This is a genomic window from Candidatus Polarisedimenticolaceae bacterium (assembly GCA_036376135.1).
Taxonomy (GTDB): Bacteria; Acidobacteriota; Polarisedimenticolia; order Polarisedimenticolales; family DASRJG01; genus DASVAW01.
Genome location: DASVAW010000011.1, coordinates 17,631 through 35,583, shown reverse-complemented (window position 1 = coordinate 35,583; position 17,953 = coordinate 17,631). Strand labels below are relative to the sequence as shown.

The 17,953-nt window shown below is 72.0% G+C and carries 18 protein-coding genes, 1 tRNA gene and 1 riboswitch; of the genes, 4 read left to right on the top strand and 15 right to left on the bottom strand.

The genetic code is table 11. The features are described from left to right. From VF139_01140 to VF139_01120, 5 genes are all read right to left on the bottom strand, one after another. A partial coding sequence (locus VF139_01140) for a hypothetical protein (protein ID HEX6849982.1) occupies positions 1-318 on the bottom strand: 318 nt, incomplete at its 3' end. Further along, on the bottom strand, positions 303-1,721 hold the full coding sequence (locus tag VF139_01135) for an FAD-dependent oxidoreductase (protein ID HEX6849981.1): 1,419 nt from the start codon (positions 1,719-1,721) through the stop codon (positions 303-305). The genes VF139_01140 and VF139_01135, both read right to left, overlap by 16 nt. A 42-nt stretch (positions 1,722-1,763) precedes the next feature. Next, complete coding sequence (locus VF139_01130) at positions 1,764-2,342, bottom strand: hypothetical protein (protein ID HEX6849980.1); 579 nt, start codon at positions 2,340-2,342, stop codon at positions 1,764-1,766. Continuing rightward, on the bottom strand, positions 2,339-3,544 hold the full coding sequence (locus tag VF139_01125; protein HEX6849979.1) for a thiolase family protein: 1,206 nt from the start codon (positions 3,542-3,544) through the stop codon (positions 2,339-2,341). The genes VF139_01130 and VF139_01125 overlap by 4 nt, the downstream gene beginning before the upstream one ends. 57 nt (positions 3,545-3,601) lie before the next feature. Then, positions 3,602-3,967 carry a DCC1-like thiol-disulfide oxidoreductase family protein gene (locus VF139_01120; GenBank protein HEX6849978.1) on the bottom strand — a complete coding sequence of 122 codons (366 nt, stop codon included), beginning with the start codon at positions 3,965-3,967 and terminating at the stop codon, positions 3,602-3,604. A gap of 25 nt (positions 3,968-3,992) precedes the next feature. Here VF139_01120 and VF139_01115 point away from each other — a divergent pair, with 25 nt between their 5' ends. Together VF139_01115 and VF139_01110 are read left to right on the top strand one after the other, a co-directional pair. Next, positions 3,993-4,799: a ribonuclease H-like domain-containing protein gene (locus tag VF139_01115; GenBank protein ID HEX6849977.1), complete on the top strand. Its 807-nt coding sequence runs from the start codon at positions 3,993-3,995 to the stop codon at positions 4,797-4,799. Further along, positions 4,796-6,739 (top strand): tetratricopeptide repeat protein, encoded by a 1,944-nt coding sequence (locus tag VF139_01110; GenBank protein HEX6849976.1) that lies wholly within the window; start codon positions 4,796-4,798, stop codon positions 6,737-6,739. Before VF139_01115 ends, VF139_01110 begins: the two co-directional genes overlap by 4 nt. Positions 6,740-6,759: 20 nt before the next feature. On the opposite strand, the gene VF139_01105 is transcribed toward VF139_01110, so the two are convergent. The 5 genes from VF139_01105 to VF139_01085 all read right to left on the bottom strand — a co-directional run bounded on the left by VF139_01105 (position 6,760) and on the right by VF139_01085 (position 9,841). Then, entirely contained in the window at positions 6,760-7,290 is a 531-nt protein-coding gene (locus VF139_01105; GenBank protein HEX6849975.1) for a histidine kinase dimerization/phospho-acceptor domain-containing protein, read from the bottom strand. Continuing rightward, entirely contained in the window at positions 7,287-7,811 is a 525-nt protein-coding gene (locus tag VF139_01100; GenBank protein HEX6849974.1) for a nucleoside-triphosphatase, read from the bottom strand. The genes VF139_01105 and VF139_01100 overlap by 4 nt, the downstream gene beginning before the upstream one ends. A 13-nt stretch (positions 7,812-7,824) precedes the next feature. Then, a tRNA-Trp gene (locus VF139_01095) sits at positions 7,825-7,900 on the bottom strand. Between the two features lie 38 nt (positions 7,901-7,938). After that, positions 7,939-8,562 (bottom strand): tRNA (guanosine(46)-N7)-methyltransferase TrmB, encoded by a 624-nt coding sequence (gene trmB, locus VF139_01090; GenBank protein HEX6849973.1) that lies wholly within the window; start codon positions 8,560-8,562, stop codon positions 7,939-7,941. 25 nt (positions 8,563-8,587) lie between these two features. Then, positions 8,588-9,841, bottom strand: a complete 1,254-nt coding sequence (locus VF139_01085) for a folylpolyglutamate synthase/dihydrofolate synthase family protein (GenBank protein HEX6849972.1) — start codon at positions 9,839-9,841, stop codon at positions 8,588-8,590. 27 nt (positions 9,842-9,868) lie between these two features. On the opposite strand from VF139_01085, the gene VF139_01080 reads away from it, so the two are divergent. Both VF139_01080 and accD read left to right on the top strand, forming a co-directional pair. Beyond that, on the top strand, positions 9,869-11,494 hold the full coding sequence (locus tag VF139_01080) for a glycosyltransferase family 39 protein (GenBank protein ID HEX6849971.1): 1,626 nt from the start codon (positions 9,869-9,871) through the stop codon (positions 11,492-11,494). A 12-nt stretch (positions 11,495-11,506) separates the two neighbouring features. Continuing rightward, positions 11,507-12,415 carry an acetyl-CoA carboxylase, carboxyltransferase subunit beta gene (gene accD, locus VF139_01075; protein HEX6849970.1) on the top strand — a complete coding sequence of 303 codons (909 nt, stop codon included), beginning with the start codon at positions 11,507-11,509 and terminating at the stop codon, positions 12,413-12,415. Here accD and VF139_01070 read toward each other — a convergent pair. From VF139_01070 to VF139_01050, 5 genes are all read right to left on the bottom strand, one after another. Next, positions 12,393-12,956: a cob(I)yrinic acid a,c-diamide adenosyltransferase gene (locus tag VF139_01070; GenBank protein HEX6849969.1), complete on the bottom strand. Its 564-nt coding sequence runs from the start codon at positions 12,954-12,956 to the stop codon at positions 12,393-12,395. The genes accD and VF139_01070 overlap by 23 nt on opposite strands. 2 nt (positions 12,957-12,958) lie before the next feature. Continuing rightward, on the bottom strand, positions 12,959-15,037 hold the full coding sequence (locus VF139_01065; protein HEX6849968.1) for a TonB-dependent receptor: 2,079 nt from the start codon (positions 15,035-15,037) through the stop codon (positions 12,959-12,961). Positions 15,038-15,058: 21 nt separating this feature from the next. Beyond that, positions 15,059-15,266: riboswitch (cobalamin riboswitch) on the bottom strand. A 3-nt stretch (positions 15,267-15,269) separates the two neighbouring features. After that, positions 15,270-16,064, bottom strand: coding sequence for an ABC transporter ATP-binding protein (locus VF139_01060; protein ID HEX6849967.1), 795 nt, complete (start codon positions 16,062-16,064; stop codon positions 15,270-15,272). Beyond that, positions 16,061-17,059, bottom strand: a complete 999-nt coding sequence (locus tag VF139_01055; GenBank protein HEX6849966.1) for an iron ABC transporter permease — start codon at positions 17,057-17,059, stop codon at positions 16,061-16,063. Before VF139_01055 ends, VF139_01060 begins: the two co-directional genes overlap by 4 nt. Continuing rightward, entirely contained in the window at positions 17,056-17,925 is an 870-nt protein-coding gene (locus tag VF139_01050) for a helical backbone metal receptor (protein HEX6849965.1), read from the bottom strand. The genes VF139_01055 and VF139_01050 overlap by 4 nt, the downstream gene beginning before the upstream one ends. Positions 17,926-17,953: the final 28 nt, after the last annotated feature.

Here is a 17,953-nt window from a genome sequence, read left to right as displayed (position 1 = left end):
GTCGCGCAGGACGCCGCGCGCCAGAAAGAACGACAACGTCGCCCCCAGCGACGCGCCGACGATCACCGCGAGGAACCCCTGCGCGAGACCGAAGATCGCGCCGGCGCCCAGGGTGAGGATCGAGCCGGGGATGAACGCGACGGTGCACGCCGCGTAGACCAGCGCGTAGAGGGCGACCCCCCAGACGCCGAACCCCTTCACCCACTCCTGGAACGACGTCAGCCACGCGGCCACCGGGAGGAAGCGGATCGCGACGATCGCCGCGGCGACCGCGACGATCCCGACGACGAGTTTCGTCCGGTTCACCGGCGAAGCCATGCGTACACCTTCGTGAGCCTCGCCTTCGTGCCCGGCGTGAGGGTCGTCCGGCGGTAGGCGTCGCCGAGCGCGCGGCCGATCTCCGACAGCGTCGGGTAGGCGTGGATCGTCCCCGACAGCTTCGACAGGGAGATGCCGTGTTTCTTGGCGAGGACGAGCTCCGCGAGGAGGTCCCCCGCGTGGGGATGGACGATCGTGGCGCCGAGGATCTTCCCCTTCGGGGTCGCGATCACCTTCGCGAAGTGGTCCGCGTCGGTGCCGTCGCAGATCGCGCGGTCGTTGTGGCCGAAGTCCGAGCTCACGACGACGTGTTCGACGTCGCGACGTTTCGCTTCGCTCTCGTTGAGGCCGACGTGCGCGATCTCGGGGTCGGTGAAGGTCGTCCAAGGGAGGTTGTCGGCATCGAACTTCGCCTTCACCGGGAAGAGGATGTTCTGGATCACCACGCGCGCCTGGTGACCGGCCCAGTGGGTGAACTGGAAGGGGCCGGCGACGTCGCCGACCGCCCAGACGTTCGGGACGTTGGTGCGGCAATTCGCGTCGATGGTCACGCCGCGGCCGTCGTGCGCGACCCCCGCGGCGTCGAGGCCGAGCCCGTCGACGACCGCGCGGCGCCCCGCCGAGACGAGGATCGCGTCGCACGCGAGCTCACGCCCCGCGACGTGGACGATCTTCTTCCCGTCGCGAAGCTCCACGCGATCGGCCTTCGCCTTGTCGAGGATCTCGATCCCTTCGGCGCGCAGGCGCTTCGCGAGGACCGCGGCGACGTCGGGGTCTTCCTTCGGCACCACGTGCTCCCGCGAGGAGAGGATCGTGACCTTCGAGCCGAGACGGCGGAACGCCTGGCCCAGCTCGCAGCCGATCGGGCCGCCGCCGAAGACGACGAGATGTCCGGGGAGCGTCTCGACGTCGAAGACCGTCTCGTTCGTGAGGAATCCCGCCTCCTTCAGCCCCGGCGTCTCGGGAATGAAGGCGCGCGAGCCGGTCGCGATCACGACGTGGCGGCCCCAGAGCGTCTTTCCGTCGACCTCGACCTCGTGGGAGTTCCTCAGGCGGCCCGCGCCGAGGAAGACCTCGACGCCCAGGCCCGTGAAACGCTCGACCGAATCGTGCGGCGCGATCTTCGCCTGGCAGGCGCGAACCCAGTCCATCACCGTCTTCGCGTCCTGCGGCCCCGGGTCGGCGACGCCGCGGACCCCGAAGCGGTGCGCCTCGCGCGCTTCCTGCGCGGCCTTGGCCGCACGAAGCAGCGCCTTGGACGGGACGCAGCCGTAGTTGAGGCAGTCGCCCCCCATCTTGTGTTTCTCGACGAGGGCGACCCGGGCGCCGAGACCCGCGGCGCCCGCGGCGACCACGAGGCCGCCCGAGCCCGCGCCGATCACGATGACGTTGTAACGCTCCACGGCCGCTTCGATGCGGGCCAGGGCCGCGCGGTTACGCGACCGCTAGATTCCCGCGGCTTTCCGAAGCTCGGCGAGCTTCCCGTCGTCGAGCACGCCGAAGACGACGTATTCGACCTTCCCCTTCGCGTCGAGGACCGCCGAGCACGGGATGAACGGGATCTTCGAGAACCCGTCGGGCCGGGTGCCGTCGAAGCCGTAGACCGGGAAGGTCGCGACCTCCGCCGCGGCGCCTCCCGTGAGGTCCGTCTGGACCCCGACGACGCGCAGGCCGTCGGGCGTGCCGTCGGCGAGCATCCGGTTCCAGGTCGGAAAGGTCTGCTGGCAGGCGGGGCAGGTCGAGGAGAAGACGAGCAGGAGCGTCCTGGCGCCGCTGCCGTCGAAGGCGAGCCGGATCTTCTCGCCCGAAGCGGCGGCGAGGTCGAACGGCGGCAGGGAGTCGCCGGCCTTCAGCTCGTCCACCGGGGCGCCGGCTCCGTGGGAGCGCGACTCGAGCTCCGCCACCTGAGCCTTCAGCGACCGGTTCTGCACGGCGAGCGCGATCACGAGCCCGCAGAGGGCGACGCACGCGACGATCAGGAAGAGCTGGAACGGGTCGCGCCGCGCCGCGCCGGGCTCGCTCACTTGCCGACCTTGATCACGACGGCCCCCGCGGTGTCCCCCGCGGCGCAGCCGACGAACAGGCCGTACCCGCCCCCCGCGAGCGCGAGCTCCTCGATCGCCTCGAGGACCAGGCGCATCCCGGTGGGGCCCTGCGGGTGACCGAAGATCAGCGACGAGCCGTAGCGATTGAACGCGTCGAACGCGAGCCCGAGCTCGCGGGCGAGGTAGACGTCGTTCACCGCGAACGGGTTGTGGGTCTTGATCACCTTCACGTCGGACAGGGAGATCCCCGCGCTCTCGAGCGCCGCCCTGGCCGCGGGGACGGTCGCCATCGCCATGAACCCCTTCTTCGCGCGCCCCTGTCCGTAGCTGACGAGACGAACCTCGATCGACGGGTCTTTCGAGAAGGACTTCGCGCGGTCGCGCGTCGTGACGATCGCGCCGCAGTTGCCGTCGGCCGGGTGGGTCTGGCTGCCGAACGTCACCGTGCCGTTCGGGAGCACCGGCTTGAGGGCGCGCAGCCCGTCCCGCGTGGTGGCGAACACGCCCTCGTCCCCGGTCACGGTCCCGATCACCTTCCGGCCCGAGGCGTCCTTCACCTCGAAGGGGAGGATCATGAACCGCTTGAGGAACGCCGAATCGTCGGCGAGCGCCGCCCGATACTGCTCGTAGCGGATCGCGGTGAGGTCGTCCTGCTCCTCCCGCGTGATCCCCGCCTCCGCGGCGACGTTTTCGGCGGTCTGGATCATCGAGTTCCGCGCCCACGGGTCGTTCCCGAAGCTGTCGAGGACGATGTCCTCCTTGTCGCCCGTGCCGCCGGGGCCGAGGGGATTCGGGTAGTAGACGTGGGCGCCGTTGCTGCAGCGGTCGGCGGTGACGGCGAGGACCGTCCGATCCCCGGACAACGCGACCTCGGAGGCCGCGGTCGCGAGGGACCGGGCGCCGGTGGCGCAGGCCTGCGAGACCATGGTCCCGGTGATCCCCTCGCCGCCCAGCATCGCGGCGAGCCACGGGCCGCCGTAGAGCTGGCTCTTCTGGAGAACCGTGATCCCGAGCGTCACTCCGTCGAAGCTCGTCGGCGCGATCCCGCGGGCGTCGAGGAACCGCTTCGCGGTGTCGGCGGCGAAGGAGATCGCGTTGAGGTGCGCGAAGCTCCCCTGCCACTTGCAGAAGGGAGTGGACCAGTAGCCGCCGTAAGGGATGAACGCGTTCTCGAACCGCATCGAGACGACCTCCGGGGAGTTCGGATTCGGGAGAACGGGGAGTCTAGCAAAGGCGCGTCAGAGTTCGAACCGCTTCCGCAGCTCGGGGTCGATCACCGGGCAGGACCCCTCGGGACGGGGGAACAGCCGACGGCGGATCCTCGCCACGCCGCGGTAACCCGCGTCGCGGATCGGGCGCGGCACGATCCGCAGCGCGTGACCGAGCGCGGACCACCCCGGTCCGCCCAGCACCAGCAGCCGGATCACCGCGTCCGACCGCAGCAGCCGCCGCCCCTCGGCGGTGATCACCACCACGCTGTTCTCCGGTCCGTCCGGCGGCAGCGGCGCGAAACGGAACTTGGTCCCGTCGGGGTCGTGGCGCAGGGCGAACCGCACCGCGCGGTGGCACAACCCGCAATCGCCGTCGTAGAGGACTCGATCCATGGGTGTGACCCCCATAATAGCCGTCATGCTCCGGTCGTCGTTCATCCACGTCCCGGGAGTCGGCGCGGTCCGCGAGCGTCGGCTGTGGGACCAGGGTTTCACGACCTGGGAGTCGTTCCTGGGGGCGCATCCCCGCGATCCGTGGCGGGCGCTGATCGAGCCGAACCTCGACCCCGAGCTCGCCGCGAGGACGCTTCCGCGCAGGGAGCACTGGCGGCTCGCCCCCGAGTTCGAAGGGCGGACGGCGTTCCTGGACATCGAGACCGAAGGGCTCGACCCCGTCCGGGACGCGATCACCTGCGTCGGCCTTTCGGACGGGAAGGAGGCGTGGGCGTTCGTGAAGGGGGAGAACCTCATGGATTTCCCCGACGCCCTGCGGCCGTTCGACCTGATCGTGACCTACAACGGCCTGTGTTTCGACGTGCCGGTGCTGCAGCGCGCCTTCCCGATCGTGGACTTCTCGCGTTTCCACCACATCGACCTGCGTTACCCCCTGCACCGCCTCGGGGTGAAGGGCGGGCTCAAGGGGGCGGAGCGCCAGTTGGGGATCGCCCGATCGAGCGAGATCGAGGGAGCGGACGGCTTCCTCGCGGTGCTGCTCTGGCGCGAGCATCGCCGCGGCACCGCCGGCGCGCGGGAGTCGCTCCTGCGTTACTGCCTCGAGGACGTGGTTCACCTCAAGCCGCTGCTCGCCGAGGTCTACAACCGGTTCACGGCGAAGCTCCCCTTCGAGGTCGAGCCGATCCGCGACGTCGAGGAGCCCGAGCTTCCGTGGACCGCGGATGGCGATCTCGTCCGGCGCCTTCTCGGGGTACATTCTCCGGCGTTGTGACGGCGATCTCCTGCCACGCGGCGACGGCGATCGTGGTGTTCGCGTGTCTCGCCGCCGCTTGCTCCTCGAGCAACCCCACGGCGCCGGCGGCGGCCGATCCGGTGGCGCACGTTCCGCAGGCCTCGTACGCGGGCCCTCAGGCGTGCGCCGCTTGCCACCCCGACATCGCGGCGACCTTCCACGAGACGGGCATGGGTCGCTCCTGGTACCCGCTCACGAAGGCCAGCGCGATCGAGGATTTCAGCCGGAACAACACCGTCGAGCTGGAGCGGAGCGGGCTCGTCTACCGGATGCTCGAGCGGGACGGTCGGTTCTTCATGCGCCAGTCGCTGCGCGACGCCTCGGGACGCGAGTGGGCGGTCGACGAGCGGGAGATGCAGCAGGTCGCGGGGTCCGGGAACCACTCCCGGTCGTACGTCACGGTCGCGGGCGGGACGATGTTCCAGCTGCCGGTCTGCTGGTATCCCGCGCTTCCCGGCTGGGACCTCTGCCCGGGGTACGAGCACAAGAACGACTACTTCAACCGCGTCGTCTCGACGTCGTGCGTCTTCTGCCACAACGCGCGGATGGAGGCCGTGCCGGGTCGACGGGGGGCGTTCCGGGAGCCGATCCCCGAGGGGATCGACTGCGAGCGTTGCCACGGGCCCGGCTCGGCGCACGTCGCGAAGTGGAAGACGACCGCCGAGGTTCCGTCCGGGAGCGCCGATCCGACGATCGTGAATCCGAAGCGGCTTCCGCAGCCGCGCCGGATCCAGGTCTGCCTGCAATGCCACCTCGGAGGATCCACGAGCACCGAGCGCGTCGCGCACCGCGAACGGGATCTCGAGTCGTTCCGGCCGGGCATGGACCTCGGCGACGTCCTCGTCCCGTTCCGCTACCGGGAGCCGCTCGGTCCGCACTTCGGCATCTCCGCGCAGGCCGACCGGTTCCTGCTGAGCCGCTGTTACCTCGAGAGCCCGGGGAAGTTCGACTGCCTCCACTGCCACTACCCGCACGTGTCGGTCTACTCGAAAGAGCGGCCCGAGAACGCGTTCGACGCCGCGTGCGCGCGCTGCCACCCCGCGGGGAGCTGTCCGAAGGCAGATGCGGACTGCGTGCGCTGCCACATGCGGCGCGGCGCGCCGCTCGACCATCCGCACACCACCTTCACCGATCACTGGATCCGACGGGACCCGTCGAAGGAGGGGGCGCCCGTTCGCGGCTCGTACGCGATCGAGCCGATCCTCGGCGAGGCGTTCGAGACGCTCCCTTCCTCCGATCGCGCGTACTACACCGCGCGCGCGGCGTTCTCGAAGGCGGTGGACGTCGTGCCGCAGGCGCGGCGCACGTTGTGGGAGGAGGCGGAGCGGCGGTTCCGCGAAGCGATCGAGGCGGGGCTCGACGACGCCGAGATCCGGTACCAGCTCGGCCGCACCCTCGGATTCCTCGGCCGCCGCGACGAGGCCGCCCGCTCGTTCGAAGCGGCGCTCGCGAAGGACCCCGCGCACGCGGAGGCGGCGCTCAACCTCGCGCAGATCCTGCTCGCCGGCCGTCGCGTCGCCGAAGCGCAGACCCTTCTCGAGCGCACGGTCGCGGCGGTCCCGGCACACGCGGGGCTCCTCGCCGAGCTCGCGCGATGCCGCGCCATGCGGCAGGACGTCCCCGGGGCGCTCGCGCTCTACGATCGCGCGATCGCCATCGAGCCGTGGACGGCGAGCCTGCACCTCAATCGTGCGTACCTGCTGGGCGCCGCCGGCCGGCTCGACGAGGCCGCCCGGGCCGCCGAAGAGGCGGTGCGGCGCGCCCCCGCCGAAGGGGCGATCTGGAAGGACTACGCGGAGATCCTCCACGGGGTCGGTCGCACGGCCGACGCCGCGGCCGCCGCGGCGGTCGCGCAGCGGCTGCTGGCCTCGCGTCCCGCGGCCTTCGCGCCGCGCGGGATGATGGGCGGGGCGGACTGAACGGGGACGGCAGCCTGTTTCTAGATCCGCTTGACGTCCTTGAGCCGCGCCGCCTGGACCTGGATGCGCTGCGCTTCCCCGGTGATCATCGTGAGCTTCGCACGCACCGTATCGGGGAGGTCCGGGCGCATCTCGAGCAGCTCGATCTGGCCCAGCAGGCCCATCAGCGGGTTCGCGATCTCGTGGCGGACCTCGGCGACGAGGGCGAGCGCCTTGTCCCACGCCTGCGCGATCGCGAGCAGGCGCGCCTCGCCCCGCATCGGATCGAGCCACGCGAGGCCGAACCGGCTCCCCGCGACCTCGAAGGCGACGACGCGAACGTGGCATCCCCGGCCCTCGAAGCTCACGTCCACGCGTCCGCTCGCGATCCCTCCGAGGTAACCGTCGCGGGCCGCGTGGAAGAACCCCTCCGCGCCGAACGCGGCGAAGAAGTCGTCGCCGACGGCGCACGACGCGCGCGCGTTCGACTGCAGCACGCGCCCGTCGCGGTCGAGCACGGCGAGCCCCGCGGGGAAGGCGTCCACGAAGGATGCGGGAAGCGGCGTCGTCATCGTCCCACCTCCGGACCGAGTTTTCGGAGGATCTCCCCGACGGCCCAGGCGCGCGAGCTGCGGTTCATGCGGACGAGCGTCACGCGGGAGTCGTGACGCACCTTCTTCGGGAAGCCGACCCCGTGGGAGGCCACCGTTCCGACGACGGGGAGGTCCGACGCGAGCAGGCGCTCGACCGCCTCGCGGAAGGGGTTCGAGAACGACTCCATCTTCCCGATCTCGTCGAGCACGATCAGACCGACGCCTTCGCGCGGCGCGATCGAGGGGATCCCGATCGTCTCGAGCCCCTCGAGGACCACGCCGTACGGGCCGAGCTGGAACGGGGAGGCGCGGCCCGCCCGCGCGAGCTCGAAGACCGCCCCGTCGAGCGTGCGACCCCGGAACCCGGCGCGGCGACCGTCGACCAGCATTTCCTCGGTGACGAATCCGGACATCGCGACCCTGCCCCGCAGCGCCTCGACGACGCGCAGGACGGCGGTGGTCTTGCCGCAACCCGGGTCCCCGGTGAGGAAGAGCTTCATGTTCGAGGCCGTGTGGCAGGGGAGACAGGGGTCGAACCTGCAACCCCCGGTTTTGGAGACCGGTGCTCTGCCAATTGAGCTACTCCCCTGCAGAGCCTCGAAAAAGCCCGCGCAGTGTACAACCGGGTTATCGCCTCCGCCAAGAACCGCGGTGCCGGTTGCGCCCCTCGACCACGTACTTCGCCTCGAAGTTCGTGAGCGGCTGCGCGGGGTCGGCGGGGAAGTCGGGCCCGCCGAAAACCGGCTGCCGCTCGAAGTCGGGATGGAGGTTCACCAGGGGCTCGATCACCGACCAGTAGTCGTCGTGATCCGTGGCGACGTGCAGCCACCCGCCCGGCTCCAGGGTCCGCGCGAGGTCTCCGAGGGTCCCGGGGTTCATGAAGCGCCGTTTCTGGTGCCGCTTCTTCGGCCAGGGGTCGGGGTAGAAGACGTAGTACGCGCGGACCGAAGCCGGGGGGATCGCACGGGCGACGAGCTCCTTGGCGTCCACGCGGACGAACCGGATGTTCTCGAGGCCACGCTTGACGGACCGGTCCTCCGCGAACCGGAGGAACTCGTTCGCCCACTCGACCCCGAGGTGCAGCACGTCGGGGCGGGCCGCGGCGGCGGCGAGCAGGAAGCGGCCCTTCCCGATCCCGATCTCGATCTCGACCGGACCGGACCGGCCGAAGACCTCGGCCCAGACCAGGCCTTCGAGGGACCGATCGGGATCCAGCCGCAGCGGCGATGCGTCGAGCTTGGGGGTGCGCATGGGCCGGCGATTGTAGCGACGGCCGCTACATCGCCACCGGGCCCGCTCCCTCCCCCCCCTGGAGGGTACGCAACACGTCCCCGGCGAGGTACAACGACCCCGCGACGAGGACCCACCCCGTCGGTCCGGCGAGCTCGCATGCGCGGCGGAGCGCGGCACCCACCTCGGCGCACGCCTCCACGGGGAGCCCCGGGTGCGCGAGCCTCGCGGCGAGCTCTTCCGGGTCGGCGGCGCGCTCCACCCCCGGCCGTGCGACCACGACGGCGGCGCTGCGCGCGACGATCGGTCCGAGGATGCGCGCCGGGTCCTTGTCGCGCATGGCGGCGCACAGCAGCACCGGACGTCCGCGACGCAGCCCGTCGAGGTGGGCGGCGAGCGCCTGCGCCCCGTCCTCGTTGTGGGCGCCGTCCACGAGGATCGCCGGCCTTCCGTCGATCCACTGCAGGCGCGCGGGCCAGCGTACCGAGCGCAGTCCCTCGCGCATCGCGCGCGGGTCGGGGGAGAGCCCGATCTCCGCGGCGAGGCGCTCGAAGGCCACGAGCGCCACGCGGGCGTTGTCGCGCTGGTGCGCGCCGGAAAGGCCGACCTCGCCCGGGTCGACGGGGAGCGTCGCGGCGTGCGCCTCGACGAGCAGCGCGCCGACGGCTCGCGCGTGGTCGCGGATCACGCCGAGCGGCGCCGGCTGCGTCACCCCCGTCACGAGCGGTCGGCCCTTCCGCGCGACGTGCGCCTTCTCCGCCGCGATCGACTCGAGCGACGCTCCGAGCTGCGCGACGTGGTCGATGCCGATCGTGGTGATCACGCCCGCGACCGGCTCGGTCGCGTTCGTCGCGTCGAGGCGTCCTCCCAGGCCGACCTCGAGGACCGCGACGTCCACGCGCGCGTCCCGGAACGACTCGAGCGCGGCGACGGTCATCACCTCGAAGAACGACGGGTGCGCCGCCAGGCGCGCGTCGGCGAGGCCGAGCTCGCAGTAGGCGCGCACGCGCGCGAGCCCCGCCTCCAGCGTCGCGTCGTCGACGTCGGCTCCGTCGATCCGGATCCGCTCGTTCGGGCGGACGAGATGCGGGGAGGTGTACAGCCCCGTCCTCCGACCCGACGCGCGCAGCATCGCGTCGAGCATCGCGGCCACCGATCCCTTCCCGTTCGTCCCCGCGACGAGGATCGAAGGGAAGGCGCGATCGGGGCGGTCCGCGATCTCGAGCAGCGCGCGGATCCCGTCGAGGCCGAGCTTGACCCCGAGTTTCTGAAGTCCGTAGAGCCAGGCAACCGTGTCCATGGGATGCGGCCGCTATGATACGGGTCCGTGGACGCCAATCTCCGCTGGCTTTATCGCGCGGTCGCCGCGGCCGCGGCGTTCCTCCTGCTGCTGGGCCTCGACGGTTCCGCCCTGCTCGACCCCGACGAGGCGCGGTTCGCACGGACCTCGGTCGAGATGCAGCGCTCCGGCGATCTCGTCGTCCCCACGTTCGAGGGTCGGCCGCGCCTCGTGAAGCCTCCGCTCGTGCACTGGATCCAGGCGTTTCTCTTCTGGGTCGCCGGACCGGGGGAAGGGGTCGCGCGGCTGCACGCCGCGATCGCCACCCTCGGATCGGTCCTGCTCGTCGGCTGGGTGGCGCGGCGTCGCTTCGGCGACGAGGGCGGCATCTGGGCGATGGCGGTCTTCGCGACGATGCCGCTCGTCTTCGGCTCGGGACGGATCGGGATGCTCGATGCGCTCCTCTCGGTGCACGTCTTCGCCGCCGTCGCGCTCGACCTCGGGACTCCCGACCGCCCCGGCGCCCAGCGCGGGATCGCGATCGGGGCCCTCGCGGGCCTGGCGTTTCTCGCGAAGGGGCCGGTCGGCCCGCTGACGATCCTCGTCTGCATGCTCGCGGGGCGCACCCTGGCCGGACGCGACGTGTGGCCGCACCGGCGGACGGCGGCGTTCACCCTGGGCGCCTTCGCCGCGGTGGTGCTCCCCTGGGGGCTCGCGTTCGTGCAGCGCATCGGTTTCGACGGGGTCGCCGCGCTGCTGCACGACGAGGTCGTGCAGCGGTCGCTCGAGGGGACGGCGCACGTGGAGCCGCCCTGGTACTTCGGCCCCGTGCTGCTGCTCGGGGCGCTCCCCTGGGCGGGTCCGCTCCTGTCGGGGCTGGTGCGGCTGATCGCGCGCCGGAACGACCCGGAGGCGCAGACGGCGCTCCAGGCCGCCGGGGCGCTCTTCGCCGGCATCGTGATGTTCTCGCTCTCCCGGGGCAAGCAGCCCTATTACATCCTTCCGCTGTTCCCCCTGGCGGCGCTCGTCGCGACGTGGGAGATCGGGCAGGAGCTCGCGTATCCGCGACGGCGCCGGTGGGCGTCGAGCTTCGTCGTGATCGTGATGGTGTCCCTGGCGGTCGGGCTCGGGGGCGCTTCGGCGCTGAAGCTCGAGCAGGACCTCCGGCCGGCGGCCGCGGTCGGCGCGGCGGCGTTCGCCCTCGCGTCGATCGCCGGGTTGTGGGGGCTCCTCGCCGCCCGGCCCCGCCTCGTGCACGGCGGCGCCGCGATCGCGACCGCCGTCTTCCTCGTGGCGGCGATCGTCTCGGCGGGGGGGCCGCTCTCGGAGCGGCGGAGCGCTCGCGCGCTGGTCGCGTCGATTCCCGCGCTCGTCGATCCCGCGAGGCCGGTCGTCCTCGCCGGCGCCCGTGCGCCGAGTCTCACCTGGTATGCCGACCGGATTCCCGAGCACCTCGAGACCGCCGAGCGGGTCGGCGAGCGGCTCGGCCGCGGGGACCGTGCGTTGTTCGTGATCGCCCAGGCCGACCTCGCGATCGTCCCCGCGAAGGACCGCGAGCGCCTGCGCGAGCTCGGCCGCGTCGCGAAGTTCCGGGTCTTCGAGGAAGCGGCGATTCCCGAAAGCCCGGCGAAAGCCCCCGTCGAATCGCTTGACCGTCCCCGGGAGGGGCGTTAGCGTCTCCGGGCCATGGCGTGGTTCAAGAAGGAAAAAACCACCTTCAAGCCGCAGGCGACCGACCGGAAGTTCCAGGTTCCGGAAGGCCTGTGGGTGAAGTGCGACAACTGCAAGGAGATCATCTACAAGCGCGAGGTCGCGGCCAACGCGAACGTCTGCCCGAAGTGCAACTACCACTTCCGCATCAGCGCGCGGGAGCGTCTCGCCGGCCTGTACGACGACGGCCAGTTCCGGGAGTTCGACACCGAGATCTCCCCGGTGGACGCGCTGGGCTTCTCCGACACGAAGGCGTACGCGAAGCGGATCAAGGACTACCAGAGCTCGACGGGGCTCAAGGACGCCCTGATCTCCAGCGAGGGGCTGCTCGGCGGCCAACCGGTCGTGATCGCCGTGATGGAGTACGGGTTCATGGGCGGCTCGATGGGAAGCGTCGTCGGGGAGAAGGTCACGCGGTGCTGCGAGCGGGCCCTCGAGACACGCTCGCCGCTCATCGTGATCTCGTGCTCCGGAGGCGCGCGCATGCAGGAGGGGGCGCTCTCCCTCATGCAGATGGCGAAGATCTCCACCGCCCTCGCGCGCCTCGACGAGAAGGGGATCCCGTACGTGTCGGTCCTCACCGACCCGACCACCGGCGGCGTCACCGCTTCCTACGCGATGCTCGGCGACCTCAACATCGCGGAGCCCAAGGCGCTGATCGGCTTCGCGGGGCCGCGCGTGATCGAGCAGACGATCCGCCAGAAGCTCCCCGTCGGTTTCCAGCGTGCGGAGTTCCTCGTGGAGCACGGGATGCTCGACTTCATCGTCGAGCGCTCGCAGATGCGCGAGGTCCTGATCCAGTCGCTGCGGTTCATGATGGGCGCCTCGGCCCCGGCGCCCGCGGCGGTGACCGCCCGCGCCGCTACGCCCGTGAATCCCACGTAGGGTCGTCGATCCCCCGCCAGCGGTTCTCCCATCGCGCCATCACGAACAGCGCATCCGAGAGCCGGTTGAGGTACCGCAGCGTCTCGGGATTGACCGGCTCCTCGCGTGCGAGGGCGACGAGCCAGCGCTCCGCCCGGCGGCAGACGGTCCGCGCGGCGTGAAGGTGCGCCGCCCCGGGCGAGCCCCCCGGCAGGATGAAGTTCGTCAGGGGGCCGAGCTTCTCGTTCATCCGGTCGATGCCCGCCTCGAGGGCCTCGACGTGACGCGGCTCCACGCGGGGAACGGGGAGCTTCGCCTTGTCCGGCTCGAGCACGCAAAGATCCGCGCCGAGGTGGAACAGCTCGTTCTGCACCCGGCGCAACTCCTCCTCGAGCGAAGGCTCGAGCCCCGACGCCAGGGCGCAGCCGATCGTCGAGTTGAGCTCGTCGACGGTGCCGTAGGTCTCGATGCGCAGGGCGTCCTTGGGCACCCGCTGGCCGCCGCCGAGCGCGGTCGTTCCGTCGTCGCCGGTGCGGGTGTAGATCTTGGTGAGTCGCGGCATGGTCACGGCCTCCAGGCGAGCCCGAACAGGACGCGCCGGCCCGGCGCGGGGGTCACGAAGACGGCGTTCTCGAACGTGGTGAAGTCGAGCGCGTAGATCCCGCGTGTGGCGTACTCCCGGTCGAACAGGTTGCGCATCTCGACGTAGAGGGTGAGCGGCTCCTCGCTGCGCTCCCGCGCGAAGGCGGGCGACCACGCCAGGCGCGCGTTCGCGATCGTGTATCCGGGAAGCCGCTGCTGCGCGTTCGCGTCGTCGTTGTCGAGCACCTGGTCGTCGACGTATTGCGCCTCGAGGCCGAGCTCGACGCGTCCCGGCAGGCGCAGCCCCAGCCCCGCCGAGGCGCGCCACCCCGGGACGAGGGGGACCGTGTTCCCGGCCGCGGCACCGTTCCGGAACCGGGCGTCCACGCGCGTCACCGAGGCGCGCCCGGTCGCGAGCGTCCCGAACGGAGCCCGGGCGGAGAGCTCGAATCCGCGGCGGCGGGTGCGCCCCGCGTTCACGTTCGCGCCGAACGGGCCGAGCGGCGAGTCCGGATCGAAGACGATCTCGTCCTGCGTGTCGATCCGGAAGAGGGCCGCGTCGACGGACGCGCCGCCGCGCCGGAACCGGGCGCCGGCCTCGATCGAGCGCGAGCGCTCCGGCTCGAGGTCCGGGTTCGACCCGAAGGTCGGAAAGGCGAACAGCTGTTCGACCGTCGGCGGCAGGAACCCCTCGCCGTACGCGCCGTACACCGTCCACGAGGGGGCCGGCGCGAAGACCGCCCCCGCGCGCAGCGACGTCTCGGAGAAGGTGCGCGCGTCGGCGAGTGTCGGGTCCGGAACCGCCTCGTCGTACGCGAGCCGGTCCCGATCGAAACGCGCACCCGCCGTGAGCGTCCACTTCGGGGAGACCTTCCACGAGTCGTGCGCGTAGACGGCGGCCGTGCGGCGGTCGATCGCGTTCACCGCGCTCGGGTTCGCGCGATCGACGGAACCGGGGTCCTCGGGCGGGGTGAACCAGCCGAGCGCGTCGGTCGTGCCGTCGAGCGCCTCGACGCCCACCGAGAGGGTGTTCTCCCGGCCGGCGAGCGCGGCGCGCCACGTCCCCTGCGCCGCGGCGTTCCAGGCGCTCGTGTCGCTGTCGAGGAAGAACCCGCCGAAACCCGCCGCCGCGGCGCGCCCGGTGGAGAGCACCTCGGTCGCGGCGTCGCGCCAACCCAGGCTCGCGACGTAGGTGAACCGTCCCGATCCCGCGCCGCGCCAGCGCAGCGCGGCGAACCGGACGTCCCCTTCGGATCGGTCGAGGGTGTTGTAGGGGGCCGCGGAGGGGTCGGCCGCCCACTCGTCGAGGGTGAGCGCCCCCGGGTTCCCCCAGCGCTGGTCCGTCGCGGTGAGCGAGAGCTCGAGCCTGCCGGCGGCGAAGGTGCGCCCCACCGAGCCCGCGAGGCGGTTCGTGCGCCCGCCGGCGTTCTCGCGGAAGCCGTCGGTGTCGTCGTGGGACGCGCTTACGAAGCCGTCGAATCCGGAGAGCGAGCCCCCCGCGTCGACGCCGTACCGTTCCTGGCCGTCGCTTCCGGTGGCCAGGTGGAGGGCGAGGGCCGGGGCGGCCCCCCGACGCGTCTGGATGCGGACGATCCCGGCTTCGGCTCCGGCTCCCGCGACCGCAGCCGCCGAGCCGCGGACGATCTCGACGCGCTCGACGGCGTCGATCGGGACGGTCTCGAGCGAGAGGCCGTTGTTGCGAGGGTCGTTGAGACGGACGTCGTCGAGGTAGACCGCGCAGCCCGACCCCCGGAAGCCGCGCAGGTCGAAGGTCGTCTCGACCGCGTTTCCGACCTGGTCGAACACGACGATCCCCGCCTCGGCGGCGAGCAGGTCCTGGAGCGTCCTCGCCCCCGAGCGCTCGATGTGCTCCCGGTCGAGGACCGTGACGTGCGCGGGGACCTCTTCGACGACGGCGTCGACGTCCGCGACGCGCGTCGCGGTCACCACGACGCGATCCTCGGCTCCGGGGGCGCGCACGGGCTCCCCCTCGGCGAGGATGGGAATCGAGAATGCGAGAAGGGTCGCGGCCGCGGCGCGGCCGCCCATCGTGTGCCTCATTCGAACCTCCCGTTCGAAATGGCGCTTCACCGTCCGACGGGCAGGTCTCCTGGCTCCCGGATCAACCGCTCGAAGGCTCCCTTCCCAGACGTTCCCGTCCAGTGGGGGTCCGAATCGTCGGACCGCGCCTTCGGCGTCCCCGGTCACAGTGGCGGGGGCCGCGCGGGATTCTCACCCGCTTCCCTGAATGCCCATCGGCTGACAAAGAACCGGAAAGGACGGCCGGACCCTATCACGACGGCGGGGTCGGCCTCAACGGCACGACGTACGGCCGTCCGGTCATCGGATCCCGCGCGATCTCCACGTCGACGCGGTAGACCTCGCGGATCGAATCGGGGCGCAGGACGTCCTCGGGGGTGCCGTCCGCCGCGATCGTGCCGCAGCGCAGGAGCACGAGGCGGTCGGCGTACCGCGCGGCGAGGTTGAGATCGTGGCTCACGACGAGCACGGTGAGCCCGTCGCGGCGCACGAGATCGACGAGCAGGGCGTGGACCTCGAGCCGGTGCTGGAGGTCGAGGAACGCGGTCGGTTCGTCGAGCAGCAGCAGGCGCGACTGCTGGGCGAGCGCGCGCGCCAGCAGCACGCGTTGCCGCTCGCCCCCCGAGAGCGCGTCGAAGGAACGATCGGCGAGGTGCGACGCGTCCGTGCGCGCGAGCGCGGCGCGCGCGATCGCCAGGTCCTCGTCGCTTTCGAGCCCGAGGAACCCGAGGTGGGCGAACCGTCCCAGGAGGACCATCTCCAGCACGGTCGCCTCGAAGGCCGGATGGGACTCCTGGGGAACGACCGCCAGGCGCCGCGCCCGCTCGCGCGGGTGGAGTTTCGCGACGTCGTCGCCGAAGACGCTCACGCGCCCGGCCGCCGGGCGCAGGGAACCCGCCGCGAGGCGGACGAAGGTGGTCTTCCCGGACCCGTTCGGGCCGAGCAGCGCCGTCATCGTCCCCGGCTCGACGCGAAGGTCGAAGCCGAGGAACACCGGCGCGCGACGGTAAGAAAAGGAAAGCCCCGAGGCCTCGATCGCCGCGGTCATCCGCGATCCCTGAGGCGCCGCAGGAGCAGCACGAGGAAGAACGGGCCGCCGACGAGCGGCGTCAGGACGCCGACCGGGAGCTGGACGGGCGCGGTCAGCGTCCGCGCCGCGGTGTCGGCGAGCGCCAGGAATCCCGCTCCCGCGAGCGCCGACGCGGGAACGACCAGGCGGTGGTCCGAGCCGAAGACCGCGCGCACCGCATGCGGCACGATCAGTCCGACGAACCCGACGATGCCCGTGAAGGCGACTCCGGCGGCCGTCGCGAGCGACGCGGCGACGAGCGCGATCCACGTCGCGCGCTCGACGGCGAGGCCGAGGTGTCCGGCCTCCTCCTCGCCGAGCGCCAGCACGTTGAGCGTGTGGCCGCAGAGGGTCAACACACCCGTCGACATCGCGACGAGACCCGCGACGACGCCGACCTTGACCCACGCAGGCTCGCCCATCTTGCCGACGAGGGTCTGCATGATCTCCTGGAATCGGGCGGGGTCGCCGGCCGTCGCGAGGAACAGGATCAGCGCGGAGGCGAAGGCGTTGAGCACGACGCCGACGAGCAGCAGCGTCGTCGTTTCCGTGCGGCCGCGGCGGCGCCCGAGCGCGAACAGCAGGACGAGCATCAGCACGGCGCCCGCGAAGGCGCACGCGGGGCGGGTCCACGTGCTCCACGCGATCGCGGCCTCGACGAACGCGATCGAGACCGTGGCGCCGAGCGCCGCGCCTCCCGAGACGCCGAGGATGAAGGGGTCGGCGAGCGGGTTGCGCAGGACCGCCTGGAAGGCCGCCCCCGATGCGGAGAGCGCGGCGCCGACGAGGGCGGCCAGGATGACCTGAGGGAGTCGGATGTCGAGCAGGATCTGCCGTGCGACGTCGTCCCCCTCGCGCCACGCCGCGACGAGCCCCGAGAAGCCGAGGTCGGAAGGACCGAAGGCAACGCTCGCGGCCACGGCGGCGGCGGAGACGGCGCCGAGGAGCGCGAGTTTTCCCCAGGGGCGGCTCAACGCGCGTCCCCCGCGACGGGGTGGAGCAGCGCCGCCAGCTGCTCGGCGGCGACGCCGACCCGGGGTCCCGGCCGCAGGGCCAGCGGATTCTCGAGAACGTACACGCGCCCGTCGCGCACCGCGGGAATCGAGGACCAGCGCCGCCAGAACGCCGCCTCGCTCCCTTCGCTTCCCGGCTCGGGGGCGTCCATCCGCGACTGCAGGATCGCCTCGGGTGCGAGCTCGAGGAGCGTCTCGACCCCCAGGCGCGGGTAGCGGGGGAGCGGCACCACGTTGACGCCTCCCGCGATTTCGAGGAGCTCGGAGGGGAGGGTGGCGGCTCCCGCGACGATCACGGGGTCGGTCTGCACGCAGAACAACGCACGGACCTTCGGCGCGCCGGCGACGCGGGCGGCGACGGCGTCGAGACGGGAGCGGACCTCCGCGGCGAGGGCGGCGCCGCGCTCGGGAACTCCGGCCGCGTCGGCGACGAGCCGGAACGCCGCGAACGTCTCGTCGAGGGTCTCGGCGGGAACGACCTGCACGCGGATTCCCGCGCGCTCGATCACCAGGGCCGCGTCGCGGTTCCCGGGACCGGGACTCACGATCACGAGGTCCGGCCTCAGGCCGAGGATCGTCTCGACCGACGGATCGGCATACCCCCCGACCTTCGCCTTCTCCCGCGCTTCGGGGGGCCAGTCGCAGAAGCTCGTGACCCCCGCCACGCGATCGCCGAGGCCGAGGGCGAAGAGAATCTCGGTGAGGGCCGGCGACAGGGAGACGATGCGCTGCGGGTGGGCCCCGGTCGGGGGACCCGGGGCGTTCGGGCCGCACCCCGCGAGCAGAGCGAGCGCGAACGCGACGGCAAACGCGGGGAGTCGTCGCACGGCGGCGCGATGCTAGTGCGCGCTTCCG